16 protein-coding genes are annotated in these 14985 nt (G+C 52.2%); 5 read left to right on the top strand and 11 right to left on the bottom strand.

The window, feature by feature from the left end:
- Window positions 1–87: 87 nt before the first annotated feature.
- Window positions 88–1731 carry an alpha-glucoside-specific PTS transporter subunit IIBC gene (locus HMPREF3164_RS02875; protein WP_070448723.1) on the bottom strand — a complete coding sequence of 548 codons (1644 nt, stop codon included), beginning with the start codon at window positions 1729–1731 and terminating at the stop codon, window positions 88–90.
- Window positions 1732–2087: 356 nt separating this feature from the next.
- On the opposite strand from HMPREF3164_RS02875, the gene HMPREF3164_RS02880 reads away from it, so the two are divergent.
- The 3 genes from HMPREF3164_RS02880 (at window position 2088) to HMPREF3164_RS02890 (ending at window position 6833) form a co-directional block, all read left to right on the top strand.
- The gene (locus tag HMPREF3164_RS02880; RefSeq protein WP_070448724.1) at window positions 2088–2981 is read left to right on the top strand and encodes an endonuclease/exonuclease/phosphatase family protein; all 894 of its coding nucleotides are present in this window, start codon (window positions 2088–2090) and stop codon (window positions 2979–2981) included.
- Window positions 2982–3064: 83 nt separating this feature from the next.
- Window positions 3065–4870 carry a glycoside hydrolase family 13 protein gene (locus tag HMPREF3164_RS02885; protein WP_070448725.1) on the top strand — a complete coding sequence of 602 codons (1806 nt, stop codon included), beginning with the start codon at window positions 3065–3067 and terminating at the stop codon, window positions 4868–4870.
- A gap of 130 nt (window positions 4871–5000) precedes the next feature.
- On the top strand, window positions 5001–6833 hold the full coding sequence (locus HMPREF3164_RS02890; protein ID WP_070448742.1) for an alpha-glucosidase: 1833 nt from the start codon (window positions 5001–5003) through the stop codon (window positions 6831–6833).
- 83 nt (window positions 6834–6916) lie between these two features.
- Here the strand turns inward: HMPREF3164_RS02890 and HMPREF3164_RS02895 are convergent, their stop codons facing one another.
- From HMPREF3164_RS02895 to HMPREF3164_RS02925, 7 genes are all read right to left on the bottom strand, one after another.
- Window positions 6917–7552, bottom strand: a complete 636-nt coding sequence (locus tag HMPREF3164_RS02895; RefSeq protein ID WP_083297325.1) for a PIN domain-containing protein — start codon at window positions 7550–7552, stop codon at window positions 6917–6919.
- 20 nt (window positions 7553–7572) lie between these two features.
- Entirely contained in the window at window positions 7573–8028 is a 456-nt protein-coding gene (locus tag HMPREF3164_RS10815) for a helix-turn-helix domain-containing protein (RefSeq protein WP_048754916.1), read from the bottom strand.
- A gap of 140 nt (window positions 8029–8168) precedes the next feature.
- A complete protein-coding gene (locus HMPREF3164_RS02905) occupies window positions 8169–8681 on the bottom strand; it encodes a ClbS/DfsB family four-helix bundle protein (RefSeq protein ID WP_070448726.1) in 513 nt (170 codons plus the stop codon).
- A gap of 336 nt (window positions 8682–9017) precedes the next feature.
- Entirely contained in the window at window positions 9018–9179 is a 162-nt protein-coding gene (locus HMPREF3164_RS02910) for an alpha/beta fold hydrolase (RefSeq protein WP_246822577.1), read from the bottom strand.
- Window positions 9180–9273: 94 nt separating this feature from the next.
- The gene (locus tag HMPREF3164_RS02915) at window positions 9274–9744 is read right to left on the bottom strand and encodes a methyltransferase family protein (protein ID WP_070448728.1); all 471 of its coding nucleotides are present in this window, start codon (window positions 9742–9744) and stop codon (window positions 9274–9276) included.
- Between the two features lie 37 nt (window positions 9745–9781).
- A complete protein-coding gene (locus tag HMPREF3164_RS02920) occupies window positions 9782–10486 on the bottom strand; it encodes an aspartate/glutamate racemase family protein (RefSeq protein WP_070448729.1) in 705 nt (234 codons plus the stop codon).
- Between the two features lie 170 nt (window positions 10487–10656).
- Complete coding sequence (locus HMPREF3164_RS02925; protein ID WP_070448730.1) at window positions 10657–11295, bottom strand: nitroreductase family protein; 639 nt, start codon at window positions 11293–11295, stop codon at window positions 10657–10659.
- Between the two features lie 128 nt (window positions 11296–11423).
- Here HMPREF3164_RS02925 and HMPREF3164_RS02930 point away from each other — a divergent pair, with 128 nt between their 5' ends.
- Window positions 11424–11771: a winged helix-turn-helix transcriptional regulator gene (locus HMPREF3164_RS02930; RefSeq protein WP_070448731.1), complete on the top strand. Its 348-nt coding sequence runs from the start codon at window positions 11424–11426 to the stop codon at window positions 11769–11771.
- 169 nt (window positions 11772–11940) lie between these two features.
- On the opposite strand, the gene HMPREF3164_RS02935 is transcribed toward HMPREF3164_RS02930, so the two are convergent.
- From HMPREF3164_RS02935 to HMPREF3164_RS02945, 3 genes are all read right to left on the bottom strand, one after another.
- The gene (locus HMPREF3164_RS02935) at window positions 11941–12681 is read right to left on the bottom strand and encodes an SDR family NAD(P)-dependent oxidoreductase (RefSeq protein WP_070448732.1); all 741 of its coding nucleotides are present in this window, start codon (window positions 12679–12681) and stop codon (window positions 11941–11943) included.
- Between the two features lie 256 nt (window positions 12682–12937).
- Window positions 12938–13291: a hypothetical protein gene (locus HMPREF3164_RS02940; RefSeq protein WP_070448733.1), complete on the bottom strand. Its 354-nt coding sequence runs from the start codon at window positions 13289–13291 to the stop codon at window positions 12938–12940.
- 35 nt (window positions 13292–13326) lie between these two features.
- Entirely contained in the window at window positions 13327–13797 is a 471-nt protein-coding gene (locus HMPREF3164_RS02945; RefSeq protein WP_246822578.1) for a MarR family winged helix-turn-helix transcriptional regulator, read from the bottom strand.
- 305 nt (window positions 13798–14102) lie between these two features.
- On the opposite strand from HMPREF3164_RS02945, the gene HMPREF3164_RS02950 reads away from it, so the two are divergent.
- Window positions 14103–14825 (top strand): hypothetical protein, encoded by a 723-nt coding sequence (locus HMPREF3164_RS02950; protein ID WP_070448735.1) that lies wholly within the window; start codon window positions 14103–14105, stop codon window positions 14823–14825.
- Window positions 14826–14985 lie beyond the last annotated feature (160 nt).

Genomic DNA, 14985 nt, shown 5'->3' on the forward strand with positions numbered 1-14985 from the left:
TCCTGAATCGAAAACGCGCAATACATAAATATTACAACGTCTTCGATTCAGGAGCTCGGTAGGTTTCCCTAGAAGGTGAATATAACCTTACTCTTTGGTGTTCACCATGGTTTCAAAACGCTCGCGAACCTGCGGAACGTCCATACCCACAATCACCTGGAATGCCTTGCCCTTGCGCACAATACCGAGGGCTCCGGCATCCTTGAAGGCAGCATCCGAAGTATCAACCAGGGATTCATCCGCCACCGAGACACGCAGGCGAGTAGCACAGTTGTTCACCGTGGTGATGTTATCGGCACCGCCAAGCAGTTCGAGGAATCCTGCCGCTCGCGGGGCATACAGATCTGCATCGCCAGCGTCATCTGCGGATGCGGCACCCTTCTTCTCGGCTGCCTTCGCGGCCTTGTATTCGGCTTTCGAGTACAGCTTCGTTTCGCCACCCTCAGCCTCGCGACCCGGGGTCTTGAAATCGAACTTCAGAATGAGGAATCGGAAGAGCAAGAAGTAGATGACGGTGAAGGACAGACCCACGCCGATCTGCATAAGGTAGGTAGGCCAGTGGTTCTGCCACAGCGGAACCCAGTTGAGGAAGAGGAAGTTATCAAGCAAGCCACCACCCATGTTGCCTGAGAGGCCAAGCATGTACATGATCGACGCCATCGAAGCCGCCAGCACCGCGTGAACAGCGAACAGCGGGGGTGCCACGAACAGGAAGGTAAACTCCAGCGGCTCGGTAATACCGATCAGCATTGCGGTGAGGGTCACCGGGATCAGCAGGGCGAGAACTTCTTTACGCTTCTCACGGCGTGCCGTGGTGTAGAAGGCGGCCGAGATACCGAGGGGCGCGAAGATCTTCGAGTTACCGTGCAGTGCGAAACCGCCGCCGGGGAAGAGCTCGCGCAGAGGCTTGTCGCTCTTGGCAAATTCGCTGATGTGGGTCGGCCAATCCTTCACGATGCCGTTCGGGGTCACAGCGTTACCGAACATGAACGGCGAGTAGATGAAGTGGTGCAGGCCGGTTGGAATCAGGATGCGCTCCAAGAAAGTGTAGATCCACACGCCTAACGCGCCGGAGGCGATGAAGAAGCCCTGCATGCTTGCGATACCATGCTGAGCGTAAGGCCACAGCCACGCGAAGATAAAGGCGATGGGCATCATCAGGAAGAAGCAGATCGCGTAGACGAACTGGGTGCCCTGGAAAATACCGAGGAAGTCGGGCAGCTTCTTATCGAAGTATCGGTTATGGACCCACACCACGATCGCGGAAATGATGATAGCGCCGAAAATACCGGTATCAATCGTCTTAATACCGGCGATAATTTTCAGACCGGTACCGTAAGAATCCGAGTTATCTAGCGAAATAGAGGTGTTGTAATCCAGCTGGAAGAATCCCGAACCGCCTTGGCCCCAGAAATTCAGCATACCGGCCACCAAATAGTTGAAGGTCAGATAGACCATTCCGGCTTCGAGGACGGCACGAGCGTTTGCGGTCTTTGCGAGCACAATCGGCAGACCCAGCACGAAAAGGAGCTCTATTTGCCGGAAAACGGTCCATGCGCCGTCAAGCCAAACAGTCCACGCTTGGTACCAGAAGGTATCTTCGTTCGCGAGATCGCCAACAATATTTGGGAGGGTGGCAACGGTGCCGATACCGACCGCTAGACCAGCGAAGGCGAAAAGAAGCACGGGCGCCAACATGGCGGACCCGAACCTCTGAATTTTTTCCATCATAAGGCTGACGCCCTTTCTGGTTGAGAGTGAGCGGGCGCCTAGGTGTCTGCCGTGTGTTGGCCAGGAATTACCGCGCGATGCGCCCGCGCGTGTGGTGCAATGTTTTATTTAATAGCAATATCATGTCATCTTTTACGGACTAAAACCTCCTTGATCGGGTTTTTTGGCATAGTTTTTCAGAACCCGAAACATGTCCCAGTACCGGGTAAAAGTATTGGTGTTTCCGGTGAGTATTTTGCTGCGTTATTGACCATGCAAATGGTTAGCATATAAAAGTAGCTTTCCACCGACATTTTCACGAAGTGCAGAGGGCGAGAACCGTGTGTTGTCCCCTCACCTTTATATTTCTAGAGACGATGCGTTTTCTTACTCTTAACACTCACAGCTGGTGCGAGCCTCACCAGATCGTTAAAATTCACGAGCTTGCCCGTTTCATTGCCCACCATCGGGTTGATGTTATTGCGTTGCAGGAGGTGAATCAGTACCTGCACTCCCCTATTGTGGATACGCCACTGGGGTACCAAGGCGGGGCCAGTATTCCTATCCACGAGGATAATTACGCACTTCTGCTCGTGCGGTTCCTGGCTGATTTAGGGGTTCAGTACGAATGGGCGCTAACCGAAACCCATATTGGATGGGAACGGTATGACGAATGCGTAGCTGTACTCTCTCGTATGCCTATCGAGCGCATCAATCCTATTGTGATGAGCCCGCAGTATGACTACGATCGGGTTGAGCGCAGGTCTTCTCTAGCGGTTCGGGTTGGTACTGATGCGGGTTCAGTGTGGTGTGCAAGCACCCATATGTCGTGGTGGGATTTTCAGGGCGAACCGCTTTTCGCACAGGAGTTTGCGCGGCTTTCGCAGGCTCTCACCGAGTGCGGTCAGGATGCGCCCGTTCTGCTGGGCGGCGATTTCAACACGGCGGCGCAGGTGCGTGGCGAAGGGTACGATCTTGTGCTTTCTTCCGGCCTGGTGGATACTCGTGAGATTGCCGACCGTACCGATGGTGAGTTCACCGTACATCGTGGTATTGCCGGGTGGGAAGGGCAGGAGGAGGCCAAGCGAATTGACTTCGTGTTTGCCGACCGCGCGGTGAAGGTACTTTCGCATGCGGTGGTATTCCGCGATAATTCTCCTAAGGCGATTTCCGATCACAGTGGCGTGCTGGTGGAGCTTGACGAGTCGAATTTCGAGCCCACCGCCAGGATGCACCCCGTGCCGCTGCCGTTGCAGGTACAGCCCGGATAGTAAGGCGTCTCCAGGGTGCCGCAGCTTAGCGCGTTTCCGCCTTCAGATTTTAAATTGATATGTATTCCGTGGAAGGACAGCTCATGAAAACTGAAATTCAGTGGTGGCAACAGCCCGTTGTGTACCAGATCTACCCGCGTTCCTTCAACGATTCCAATGGCGATGGCATCGGCGATCTGCCCGGCATCACCGAAAAAATCCCGTACCTGGCGAAGCTGGGTATAGATGTTATCTGGCTTTCCCCGATTTACGCCTCGCCGAACGACGATAATGGCTACGATATTTCGGACTATCGGGCGATTATGACCGAGTTCGGCACAATGGCTGACTTCGACGAGCTGCTGGCGACCGCACATGAGCACGGCATCAAGCTTATGATGGATTTGGTGGTGAACCACACCTCGGATGAGCACGAATGGTTCCGTCAGGCACGTTCTGCGAAGGATAACCCGTACCGCGACTACTATGTGTGGCGTGACCCTGCCGGGTTCTCCGAAGACGGCACCCCGATTCCGCCGAATAACTGGATTTCCTGTTTCTCACCGTCGGTCTGGGAGTGGGACGAGGGCACGCAGCAGTTCTATCTGCACTATTTTTCGGTGAAGCAGCCTGACCTCAACTGGGAAAACCCGAAGGTACGTGAAGAGGTCTACGACATTATGCGGTTCTGGCTTGATAAGGGCGTCGACGGTTTCCGCATGGATGTTATCAACCTGATTTCTAAGGATCTTTCCTTCCCGGATGACCCCGCCGTCACCGCAGGAGGTTTAGATAATTCTCTGGCAGCCGCCGCGAACGGTCCGCGTGTGCACGAGTTCCTGCGCGATATGAACCGCGAGGTACTCAGCAAATACCCGGTGATGACCGTGGGTGAGACTCCCTGCGTGAGCGTGGAAGATGCAGCCCTGTACACAGGTTTTGACCGCCACGAACTGCAGATGGTGTTCCAGTTCGAGCATATGGATGTGGATGCCAGCGCAGGCGGCGCTACCGGCAAATGGTCGGATACTCGTTTTAACCTGGTGGATTTGAAGAAGGTTCTCAGCCACTGGCAGACGGGGCTGCACGGTCGCGGATGGAATTCGCTGTACTGGAATAACCATGACCAACCGCGCACGGTTTCACGTTTCGGCAATGATTCCCCCGAGTTCCGTGAGGTCAGCGGTAAGATGCTCGGCACGGTTCTGCATATGATGCAGGGAACTCCATACATCTATCAGGGTGAAGAGCTGGGGATGACCAATGTTTTCTTCGACTCGGTAGACGACTACAACGACCTTGAAATCCATGATTCCTGGCGTAAATACGTGGTGGAGTCCCAGCGGGTTAGCCCCGAGGATATGCTGCGGTACATCAGTGCTTCGGGCCGAGATAATGCGCGAACCCCCATGCAGTGGGATGCGAGCGAAAATGCGGGCTTTACGACCGGCACCCCGTGGCTGAAGGTGAACCCGCGGTACACCGACATTAACGCCGCCGAAGAATTGGCGAACGATGATTCTATTTTCTACCACTACAGCGATCTCATTCACCTGCGCAAAGAGCACCCCATCGTGCTCACCGGCGAATACCGTGTGCTCAACCCCGAGGATGAGCAGGTGTACGCCTACCTGCGTGTGAATTCAGCGGAGGATGCCGCCGCATCCGGCGAGCGCGCCCTGCTGGTGGTTGCTAATTTCACCCAAGAAACACTGTCTTTGCCCTATGCAGACGGTCAGCTCGCTTCCTTGGCGCTCAAGAACCCGGGTGTGCTGAAAATTGAGGAGCTTGCGGCCATGGGAGAAGCACCCGAACTGATCAGCTCAAACTACCGAAATGAGCACGGCGAGTTCACGGACGAAGGCACCACTCTGCGACCCTATGAGGCAAAAGTGTATCTGTACCGGTAGGGCGTAGAGTGCGCGGCGAGTGGCGCGCTGGCGCATCCTGACTAAAAATTTTACAGACATACCTGCGGCAATGCGGCTTACGGGTCTTCCCGCTGGGCCGAACGACGCAACCCTTAACGAAAGGCTTCTGATGAGTAGTGAAACCACGACTGAAGAGCGTGCGGTTCCTTCCTACGCCGGGCGGCAGTGGTGGAAGGAAGCGGTGGTCTACCAGGTGTACCCGCGTTCCTTCAACGACTCTAATGGCGACGGTATCGGCGACCTGCCCGGTATTACCGAAAAAATCCCGTACCTGGCGAAACTGGGCATTAATGTTATCTGGCTCTCCCCCGTGTTTGATTCGCCGAACGTTGATAACGGTTACGATATTTCCGACTACTTCGACATTATGAGCGATTTCGGAACAATGGAAGATTTCGATGAGCTGCTGGCGACCGCACATGAGCACGGCATTAAAATTCTGATGGATTTGGTGGCAAACCATACTTCGGATCAGCATCCGTGGTTTGTGCAGTCTCGTTCCTCAAAAGATAACCCGTACCGCGACTACTACATTTGGAAAGACCCCAACGGGTTTGACGAGAACGGCTCCCCGATTCCTCCGAATAACTGGGCTTCCGAATTCGGTGGCTCCGCCTGGGAGTGGGACGAGGGCACGCAGCAGTTCTACCTGCACATTTTCTTCAAAGAACAGCCTGACCTGAACTGGGCGAACCCGAAGGTGCGCGAAGACCTGTATGCGATGGTGCGCTGGTGGCTCGATAAGGGCGTGGATGGTTTCCGGCTGGACGCCATCAACATTATTTCTAAGCCCGAAGGCTTCCCGGATGACCCTTCCACTGATTTTGAAAAGCATACGTCGTCGATCCCGTTTGTGATTGCGAACGGCACGATGGTGCATCCGTGGATGAAAGAGCTCAACCGTGAGGCGTTCTCGAAGTACGATGTGATGACCGTGGGCGAAACGAGCGCGACCAGCCCCGAGGACGCGAAGCTGTGGGCGGGCTACGATGCGGGCGAACTGCAGATGCTCTTCCACTTCGACCACATGGGCGTCGATAACGACCCCGAAGGTTCGCTGGGCGGCAAGTGGTCGTACGCGCCGTACAAGCTGACCGAGCTTAAGCGCATTCTGAACGAGTGGCAGACGAAACTTGAGGGCAAAGCGTGGGGTTCGCTGTACTGGAATAACCACGATCAGCCGCGCGTGGTCTCGCGATTCGGCAACGATTCCCCCGAATTTCGGGTGCTTTCAGCGAAGCAGTTGGCAACCACCCTACATTTTATGCAGGGAACCCCCTATATTTACCAGGGTGAAGAACTGGGCATGACCAATGTGCGATTCGAGTCGATCAAGGACTACCGCGACGGCGATTCGATTCGTTTCTACGAGGATATGCACGTGGATCATCAACGGCTCAGCCACGAGGATGCGATGCGCGCTATCTACATTAAGGGTCGTGATAACGCCCGCACTCCAATGCAATGGGACGACTCGGCAAACGGTGGGTTCACGAACGCGGGAGTCGAACCGTGGCTGAAGGTGAACCCAAACTACCCGCAAATTAATGCGCAGGCTGCCCTGGACGATCAGGATTCGGTGTTCTACCACTATCAGGAATTGGCGAAACTGCGCCGCGGTGAGCTCAAAGATCTGATGGTATACGGGTCGTTCGCACCCGTAGATTCGGTTGAGGTTCCTCATGCCGAGGATGAGCAGGTGTACGCCTACACCCGTACCGGCGGCCCGGACGGCACCGACGCGAACCAGTCTCTGCTCGTGGTTTCTAACTTCACGTCTGATTCGGTGAAGCGCACTTTCTCGCTGCTGGATGATGCGCGTGCAGCCGGGGCGTCCGTCGAACTGGTGCACTCCAACTACCGGGATGATACCGGCGCGCTGACCGATGCGGGCACCACCCTGCGCCCCTACGAAGCGAAGGTCTACCGCATCGTGAAGTAGGTTCTTCTGGTTCTTCTCCTATAGAAATGCTCTCTGCTAAGTGTGGAGAGCATTTCTATAGATTAAGGGTACAACGCACAGATTTATCTATACCGTTTTGCGATCATTCGGTCAACAGTTATATGCACACGCGGCATATTGACGATATTTTTCAAAAGATAATCAGCAAATTTTTCTGCCTGCGATTGGCGAAGCTGAGATATTAAATCAACGTTTCCCTGGCGGTCTAACCAATACCTTACCTCCGAGAGGTATAACTGAACCCAAAAATCAGGTGTTGTAAAATCCACGAGCTGCATCAGGATATTATCAGCGCTCATAATGTCGTATCCTAAGTTCTCGCCTGCCTCCGAAAGCCCGTATGCGATAAGAGCTTTATCATTCGTTGCTAAGGCATCAACATTTCCTGCAATTGCAGCAGCATGAACATGCAAATCCTCCGGGTCGGGATAGTTGGGCACCTCAGGTACAGGAAAACCTCGAAGTATGCAATCATTGCCGCCACAGGATTCAATGATCTGCCGACGCCATTTTTCGATAACTCCGTCATCGAGAGTGGGGTTGTTGTTCCGTGTATGGTTTCCCCATTCGTCTAATATTCCTTGTGAAATTAGGACTTGAAATCTACCTTGCGAATAGAATGCAGACTTTAGAATCCAATCTCGTAAAGTTTTGGACATTAATATATTTGCATCAAGCAAAACACGGTACGTCTCCACGCTAGCCCCGTTCTTTCACCCTAGAGACCCATTTCATGCTCGAAGTCACGAAGTTTATTAAAGGCATCAATTTGCTTTTGAAGCTGCTTCTGACGGAATGCATCAACATCTGCCGTTAAGAGACGCACGTGTGAGCGCACTTTGTGGGCTGGAATTTTCCCTTCACGGATAAGCTTCATTAAAGTTGGACGGGAAATCCCAAGGCGCTTTGCGGCCACTGTCGTCGTTAACTCTTGTGGAACGCTCACCAGGCTAGGCTCCTGGTCATTAGCAAGCATCGTAATCATCTCTGCGATCAGTGAATTCAGCTTAGGCCCAAGCTCCTTCGCTTTATCTCCCTCAATACTCACCTGAACAGAAATATGTTCTGCATCAGCTGTAGCAAGTTCCGCAGCCAAAATTTTGACGTCACGGAGCTCCTCAGCATCTTGCCTGACCTCTGCAAAGGGCTGGGCAAGTGTGTCTGTAATAGTCACGGCGCACCTCCTGAACTCTTTACGACCGTTACCCCAGATTATAAGGTATCTATAATATCTGCAATATTTTGCATTTTTTACAGATAAAATCCCGGTTTCCTCTATTTCCAGACGAAGGTACCGTTTTATGAACTTGGGATTTACACCTGCGCTGCTCTCTTCCATTTTCGGATGTGCATACAGAAGTTGGTGAACGGGGCGACCGTGTTAATATTCACCCACTTCCAAATGGGCCACCGAGCGGAGGCGGTAGCCCAAGCGCGCTGTTCGGGGGTGAAAAATTCGGTCTCGCTCAGATTTTCAACCCAGCTGCAGAGCTCAGCGACCTTTTCCCGCAGCATCTGCTGTTGTTCGGCGAGGGTGTACCCGCCGTAGGTTGCATAGAACTGCTGATAAAGACCGCTCAGGTTGTTCCATGTATACCCTTCGGCGGGTGTTTGCACGGTCTGCCCCGCTTGTTCTCGGCGTTCCCAGTCCAGCAGAGAGCTCACCCAGCCAAGCTGGTACGACAGGTGTTCCGAAGGTGTCCTCTCGCCTTCCAGCAGGCGCGCATCCTTCTTGCCCTCGAGAATATCAGTAAATTCGGCAAGGTACTTCTCTAGCGAAGTCTCAATAGCCGCAATAAGCTCTTTTTGGTCCTCGCAACTTTTCATCGCTCACCTCTCTCCTCCTCAGCCCTAAGCCGCCCGCGTATACTTGCACACCGGTTTAGCAGCAAAACGCTACTGCATGATCAGTCCACCGTCCACCGTCTATGAGCTTCCCGTCACGTAGCTGGCCTCGCCAGAGAGCCAGAATAGCGCCGCTGCGGCAGTAACATACACGTGGTTTTTGGTACAACCTGTAAAAGTACCTGGGCGTCTTCCCTAATCAGAGATGTTTTTTGCCTGCCCGGCCGATACTGCTGCTCCCACCGATCACCAGAAAGTCTTGTTCTCAAAGCGCTTCTCGGGGTTCATTTTTATGCTGTTCGTTCAGTATGACAAGAGTTATGTTTCGACGAAGTCGCGCACTATATACACAAACCGTTCGGGGCTCTCTTTCTGAACCCAATGTTTATGATGCTCAAAAATTTCGACCCGTGTATTCGGCATAGAAGCGGCTTCCTGCTTCACATCACAGACTTTGACGCCGGGGTCCTGAAAAGGCACACATACGATAGTGAGTCCCCGAACCATTCAGAGTTTCGGTTGGCAGAATGTATGTCCGTATAGCCAGCCATACACAGTTTTGGCAGGTGCTGGGCTATACCCAGCGCCGCACCCGCTGGCGGTACTGCCGGTATTCTGTACCGAATTTCTGGGTGAGAACCCGCTCTTCGGGAATAATCTGAAAACGCGTTATCCAGACGACGAAAAGCACCACCCCGAGCACAGCCTGCACCTGCCACAGCCACACCGCCCACCCGGTAAGTATGCAGGCCATACCCAAGTACATGGGGTTGCGGCTTAAACGGTATATTCCGGAGGAGACAATGTTTACGGTGCGTTCGGGGGCGAATGGGTTCACTGTGGTGCGGGCACGTCTGAATGACAGCACCCCCACCGCGTCCACCGTTAGGCCGAGTACAACCAGTGCAAGGGCGGGAACCAGCAGCAGCGGTGGTCTTCCTGTCAGCGGCGGCATCCCGCAGATGAGCCACATCAGTAAGGCGCACAGTGCCCCAATAAGTGGCGGTGGAACTTTATATTCAAGGGCTGCAGCTAGTCTTTTCATGGGGAGCAAGTTATTTATTTCGGTCAAGAAGCGGGGTTTATGCGGGAAGCGGCGGCGTTAACACTGCCTCTACTGCCGCGAGCGCGTGAATGGTGGTGCTGTCAAAGACCGGCAGCGGGGTCTTGTCCGCATCCACCGCCAGGCAGAGTTCGGTGCACCCCAGAATCACGCCTTGGGCGCCCTGCTCCTTCAGCCCTGTAATGACCTGCTGAAGATACTGCACGGATTCAGGCTCCACACGACCCAGGCACAGCTGCTCAAAAATGATGCGGCTAGTCTCTGCCTGTTCCGGTTCGGTTGGTACGATCGTCTGGATTCCTTGCGCCGCCATGCGCTCGGTGTAGAACCCGTCGCTCATGGTGAAGGTTGTGCCCAGCAGCCCCACCCTCTGCAGCCCCTGCCTTTGGATGGCGGTGGCGGTGGCGTCAACTACGTGCAGTAGCGGTACGGTGGTGGCACGCTCTATCGCGGGGGCAACCTTGTGCATGGTGTTCGTGGCCACCAGCAGCAGCTGCGCACCCGCACCCTCAAGTTTTGCGGCGCTTGCCGCCAGCAGAACCCCGGCGGCTTCCCAGTCACCGCTTTTTTGCAGACGCACGACTTCCTCAAAATCTACGCTATGCATCACGATGTCGGCACTGTGGTTGCCTCCAAGGCAGCGGTTGACCTCACGGTTAATGATCCGGTAGTACAGGGTGGTACTCTCAGGGCTCATGCCACCGATAATGCCTAGGGTTTTCACGGTGCACGCTCCTTTTATTGTCTTCTGGCGGGTATTCCTCATTGTAGGGTGAGCCCTGTAACCCCGTCTATAGAGAAGGTTTTGCATTCAAAATGCATATAGAATGTGCAAGACACTTATGAATAGAAAAGCGGCATCCCACCATATACGGGGGCGGCAATTCGGAGATCTTAAGGTTTCTCTGCGGGAGGGGCATTCCACACCGTTACGCGCTCCGCCTCATGCCGTAAAGTACGATGTCCTTCTCGTGTTCCGGAGCCTACAGCAATCATCATAATGTCAAGATATCGGCTTGGCAGGCGCAGCATCTCACGCAATTCTGCACGCTGATACCCCGTCATAGGTACCGTATTCCACCCGGCTTCCTGCGCCGCCAACATAAAAGTCATCGCCCAGAGCCCACAGTCTAAACCTAAAAATTTCTGTATTTCCTGCTCGCTACACGGCTCATAAAATTCAATAGCGGCCTGGGTCAGTGTCTCACAGATTTCTTGGGAGAAGCATCCAGCAATATATTCTTCGTGATGTATTCGACTCAAATTATCCGCGCAGTATGCTTGCCTATCACCCAGTACAATCAACACGGCCGATGCAGTCATAATCTGCTGCTGGTTATAGGCAATAGGCAGCAGCTTTTCGCGTAAATGCTGCTCGGTTACGATCACAACCCGCCACGGCTGCGAATTATTACTGCTGGGAGCCTGGTTAGCACGATTAATAAGACGGTACATTTCCTCTTGGCTTATCAGGCAGGCCGGGTCAAAATATCGAGTAGAGCGACGGTCACGTATAAGGTCTTGCAAAGTCATGGGTAACATTTTCTCTTCGGGTGATTACAAAATTCAGTATAATGTACAAAAATGCATTAAAACATAACTTACTTATAGGTTTTATACATACTTTTAGGTAAGTTTTAAGTATTTACGGTAGGTTTTTAATGAAAAAAATTTCTGCAATAGAGATGGCAATGAATCTAGTTGGAGGCAAATATAAGTGCCTCATTCTCTACCACTTGAGCGGTGGGGCAAAACGCACCCGCGATCTGCTTCTGCTACTTGAAGGGATCAGTTCAAAAGTGCTAACTGAGCAGCTCCGTCAGCTCGAAGAAGATGGACTCATCGAACGCACCGTATATGCGGAAGTACCGCCAAGAGTGGAATACACGCTAAGCACGGAAGGGCAAACATTTCTACCGGTGCTACAACTCATGTGCGATTGGGGATGGGAATACGACTCTAGGCATCAAGGTATTGTGAAACCCTGCATATCGCGCATAACTGAGTAAAAATATAGACATTCATTAGCTAAAAATCTTCGTCGCACTTTTCGATCAAAAAATGCCTTTATGTGAATAAAGCGTTAAAAACCCGTTTATTCACATAAAGGCACTTTTTAGCACTTACTGAGGGCTAAACAGCTATGCACGTATTCACGCACCGCCTAGCAGCAAAACACTACTGCATGATCAGACCGCCGTCTACCGTATACGAGCTGCCGGTCACGTAGCTGGCCTCATCAGAGAGCAGGAATAGCGCGACCGCGGCGGCTTCACGCGCATCGCCCACACGTTTGAGGAGAACGGCCTCGGCAAGCCGTTCCTCGAATTGGGCGCGCATCTCATCGGGAAGAACCGACCGCAGGTTGCTCGTAATCGGCCCGGGAACCAGGCTATTCACGCGAATATTGCGCGGTGCAAGCTCGGAGGCCCATCCACGCGCCGCCGCCAGAATAGCAGCTTTTGTTGCGGCATAGGCAGAGACTATAGGCGCTCCCTCATAGGCCGCCGTCGAAGACGTCACTAGCACCGAACCACCTTCCTTCACATATGGAGAAAGCGCGCCCATTTGGATCATCGGTGCCACCACATTCACCTTAAATATCTGTTCGAGAGTCACCTGGTCCATCTCTTCCAAAGGACCTCCGGCTGCGTATGCGGCGTTGAGCCACACACCATCCAACGCACCGGCACGCTCCACCACAGGCACGATGCGCTCCAAAGTGTTGCCATCTGAAACATCATCCAGAACGGCGGTAGCGTGATCGCCCAGCTCGGCTGCTGCAGCCTGCACATGGCTTTCGGTGCGGCCCGTAAAAATAACGTGTGCACCCTCTTCGATCAGACGTTTTGCGCCCGCCAAACCAATACCGCTGCTCGCGCCGGTAATCAGAATGGTCTTGTTTTCAAAGCGTTTCATGGGTTTCCTCCTCGTTTTTATGTTTACTCGATGACTAAATCCACGAAGTATTTGGGAGTACAACGCTCTTTTTAACACTACAGATTGAGGACAGAAATACCTAGAGTTTTTGTTTAGAAGGACCGAGTGGTCAGAGTACATTCGGAGCAGGTTTTTTCTGTTATGCACAGCTCCGCGTCCCAGTGCCGCTGGCTGAGCCGGTGCATACGGGGGCACATATCCTGCGGGCAATCCTTCCCTTCATTGAGGTCTATCTCTATACGCCCGGAATCGAAAGCGCAACGACCGTGTGGACTGCCGCGCTGAGCGAGGGGAAGAACACCATGCCCCATTCTTTGCGGGTCCAGCCGATAAATGCATCACCCGCCTGTACGACCGCAAAAGTCACAAGAAGCAGGGCTACGGCACCGCCTCGAAAATAGAAGGGTGCAATAAGAACAGCTATTCCAGCCGGTATAGCACGCACAGCATACATGTATACGTAGAAACGAGTATTAGCGTCAACGGAAGAAGCGTGAACCATAAGCCCGGGACGGCACAGAGCCAATACCGCACTGGCGATTGTTACGAGTGCAGAAATAGTATTTATAGTTAGCAAAACGGGATTCATATCTAAGCCTCCGTCGGTAGCTTTTCGTATTTGTTTTATTCCTTAATTTGTTCAGACAAAACATCGAGAACTTCAAGAGCGGCAATAACAGATTCATGCTGATGCGCCCCGCTCCATTGTTGAACCTGTTGGCGCCAGCGTTTTCGGATTTCCGCTAATTTCTGCTCGCCGTGTTCCGTCAGGGAGTACCGTGGAGAACGTTTATGCGCGGGGTTTTCGACGGACATAACCAGCCCCTCGTCCCGCAGGAGGTTGAGCTGCTTTTGCACACCCTGCCGGGTTATTCCCATACGTTCGGCGATTTGAGGAGAAGTACTCGATTCTTTCGCCATCGAGATTGCACCTAATACTTGCCAGCGCGCAGTCGTGAGACCGCTTTCGGCGGCGAACCGGTCTCCCCATGCGGTGAGTGTTCCGTTCACACGGAAGATCTGCACCACGAGTTCACTCAGTAATGAAGCATCCATTTTTCCTCCAGTAGCAATTTTGACAACCAGTTTACACATATGACAACCGGTTGTCAATGACTGATGCGAGGACTCATTGAGACAGAACACCATAGAGGACGAATATGCAAAATGAGGGTAGAAGTTTGGGGCGGAGGCGACTACCCCATTCCCGAAGAAGATCTTTACTCCCGATTTACTACTAATTAGATGCCACTAATGAATAACCTTCAACAAATCCTTAGAAATATTTTTCTATTTAAATAAAATTGCTTTTTAGAATTAAATAAATTAAAAGTATTATTTTTTGAGAATATTCAGGGAGCTTCCACTGAATACCCAGGCTATAAGCTTAGGGTGAATCCATGACTACTGATAAGAACCTTCCAAAACCTGAGCATGGAACGGTCCAGGCTCAAGATATTCATGAGATAGAGAAAGAATCTGAGGCAGATTCGACTGAGAAGCGGAACTTGCTTCTTTCTAGCTTTATAACTGTGCAGATTATTAGGCTAATGCTCGAAACCACGCTTCTCCAGGGTGTGATGATTTCCGCCCTTCCCAATCATTCTGGTTATGTTGATTTTCGATTACTTCTTCTTACGCTCATCCTTTTTTCGCCCTTTATCGTATATATTCTGCTGCAAACTGTGGCATGTATAAAGATGATCCGGGGAACCAAAACCGCATGGGTCTTGACGACAAACATCTATAGTCTGCTCATCGTTGCGCCCCTTGCTGCTTTTTATACATGGTTCGTGATGGAGATGACGGCTTCAAATGTCGATATCCGACTATTACAGTGGATGCTAGGTGCCTGCGTCCTTGAAGCGATCATGAGTATCTTCACGATTATTGTAGTGAGTATATATAACTGGAAAAATAAAAAACTATCCTCTCATAATAAAAATATGGATACTGATAAACGCCCAACGCCAGATAATACTTTATCTGGTTTCAAGAATGCAATATACGAAACGGATGATTTAAAAACCCTGAAGAAGCACCATGAAGATCCGATTGTAGAAGTTCCTTGGCAGCACGTTAACGTTAGGTCCCAGAAGAAAGATAAGGGTGAACAGCAATGAGCACCAATAAGAATTTTTCAACCGCTGATAATAATGATCCGCAGCCTCCCGTGGAAAAGCAAAGTGCATCGAGCAATAATCCGGAGAATGCACGTCAAGAGCCTAAATATACACAGCTGTATGGTGTAGAAGGTGCCGACGGTAAGATGTCATTGGATCC

Origin of the sequence: Rothia sp. HMSC08A08 (genome assembly GCF_001808385.1) — a bacterium.
Taxonomy (GTDB): Bacteria; Actinomycetota; Actinomycetes; order Actinomycetales; family Micrococcaceae; genus Rothia; species Rothia dentocariosa.

Coding starts and splice junctions, on each gene's coding strand:
- HMPREF3164_RS02915 (WP_070448728.1), bottom strand. CDS start 9,744: ATGAAAAGACTAGCTGCAGCCCTTGAATATAAAGTTCCACCGCCACTT.
- HMPREF3164_RS02935 (WP_070448732.1), bottom strand. CDS start 12,681: ATGAAACGCTTTGAAAACAAGACCATTCTGATTACCGGCGCGAGCAGC.
- HMPREF3164_RS02875 (WP_070448723.1), bottom strand. CDS start 1,731: ATGATGGAAAAAATTCAGAGGTTCGGGTCCGCCATGTTGGCGCCCGTG.
- HMPREF3164_RS02885 (WP_070448725.1), top strand. CDS start 3,065: ATGAAAACTGAAATTCAGTGGTGGCAACAGCCCGTTGTGTACCAGATC.
- HMPREF3164_RS02890 (WP_070448742.1), top strand. CDS start 5,001: ATGAGTAGTGAAACCACGACTGAAGAGCGTGCGGTTCCTTCCTACGCC.
- HMPREF3164_RS02905 (WP_070448726.1), bottom strand. CDS start 8,681: ATGAAAAGTTGCGAGGACCAAAAAGAGCTTATTGCGGCTATTGAGACT.
- HMPREF3164_RS02930 (WP_070448731.1), top strand. CDS start 11,424: ATGAAAAAAATTTCTGCAATAGAGATGGCAATGAATCTAGTTGGAGGC.
- HMPREF3164_RS02940 (WP_070448733.1), bottom strand. CDS start 13,291: ATGAATCCCGTTTTGCTAACTATAAATACTATTTCTGCACTCGTAACA.
- HMPREF3164_RS02945 (WP_246822578.1), bottom strand. CDS start 13,797: ATGTGTAAACTGGTTGTCAAAATTGCTACTGGAGGAAAAATGGATGCT.
- HMPREF3164_RS02950 (WP_070448735.1), top strand. CDS start 14,103: ATGACTACTGATAAGAACCTTCCAAAACCTGAGCATGGAACGGTCCAG.
- HMPREF3164_RS02880 (WP_070448724.1), top strand. CDS start 2,088: ATGCGTTTTCTTACTCTTAACACTCACAGCTGGTGCGAGCCTCACCAG.
- HMPREF3164_RS02925 (WP_070448730.1), bottom strand. CDS start 11,295: ATGACTTTGCAAGACCTTATACGTGACCGTCGCTCTACTCGATATTTT.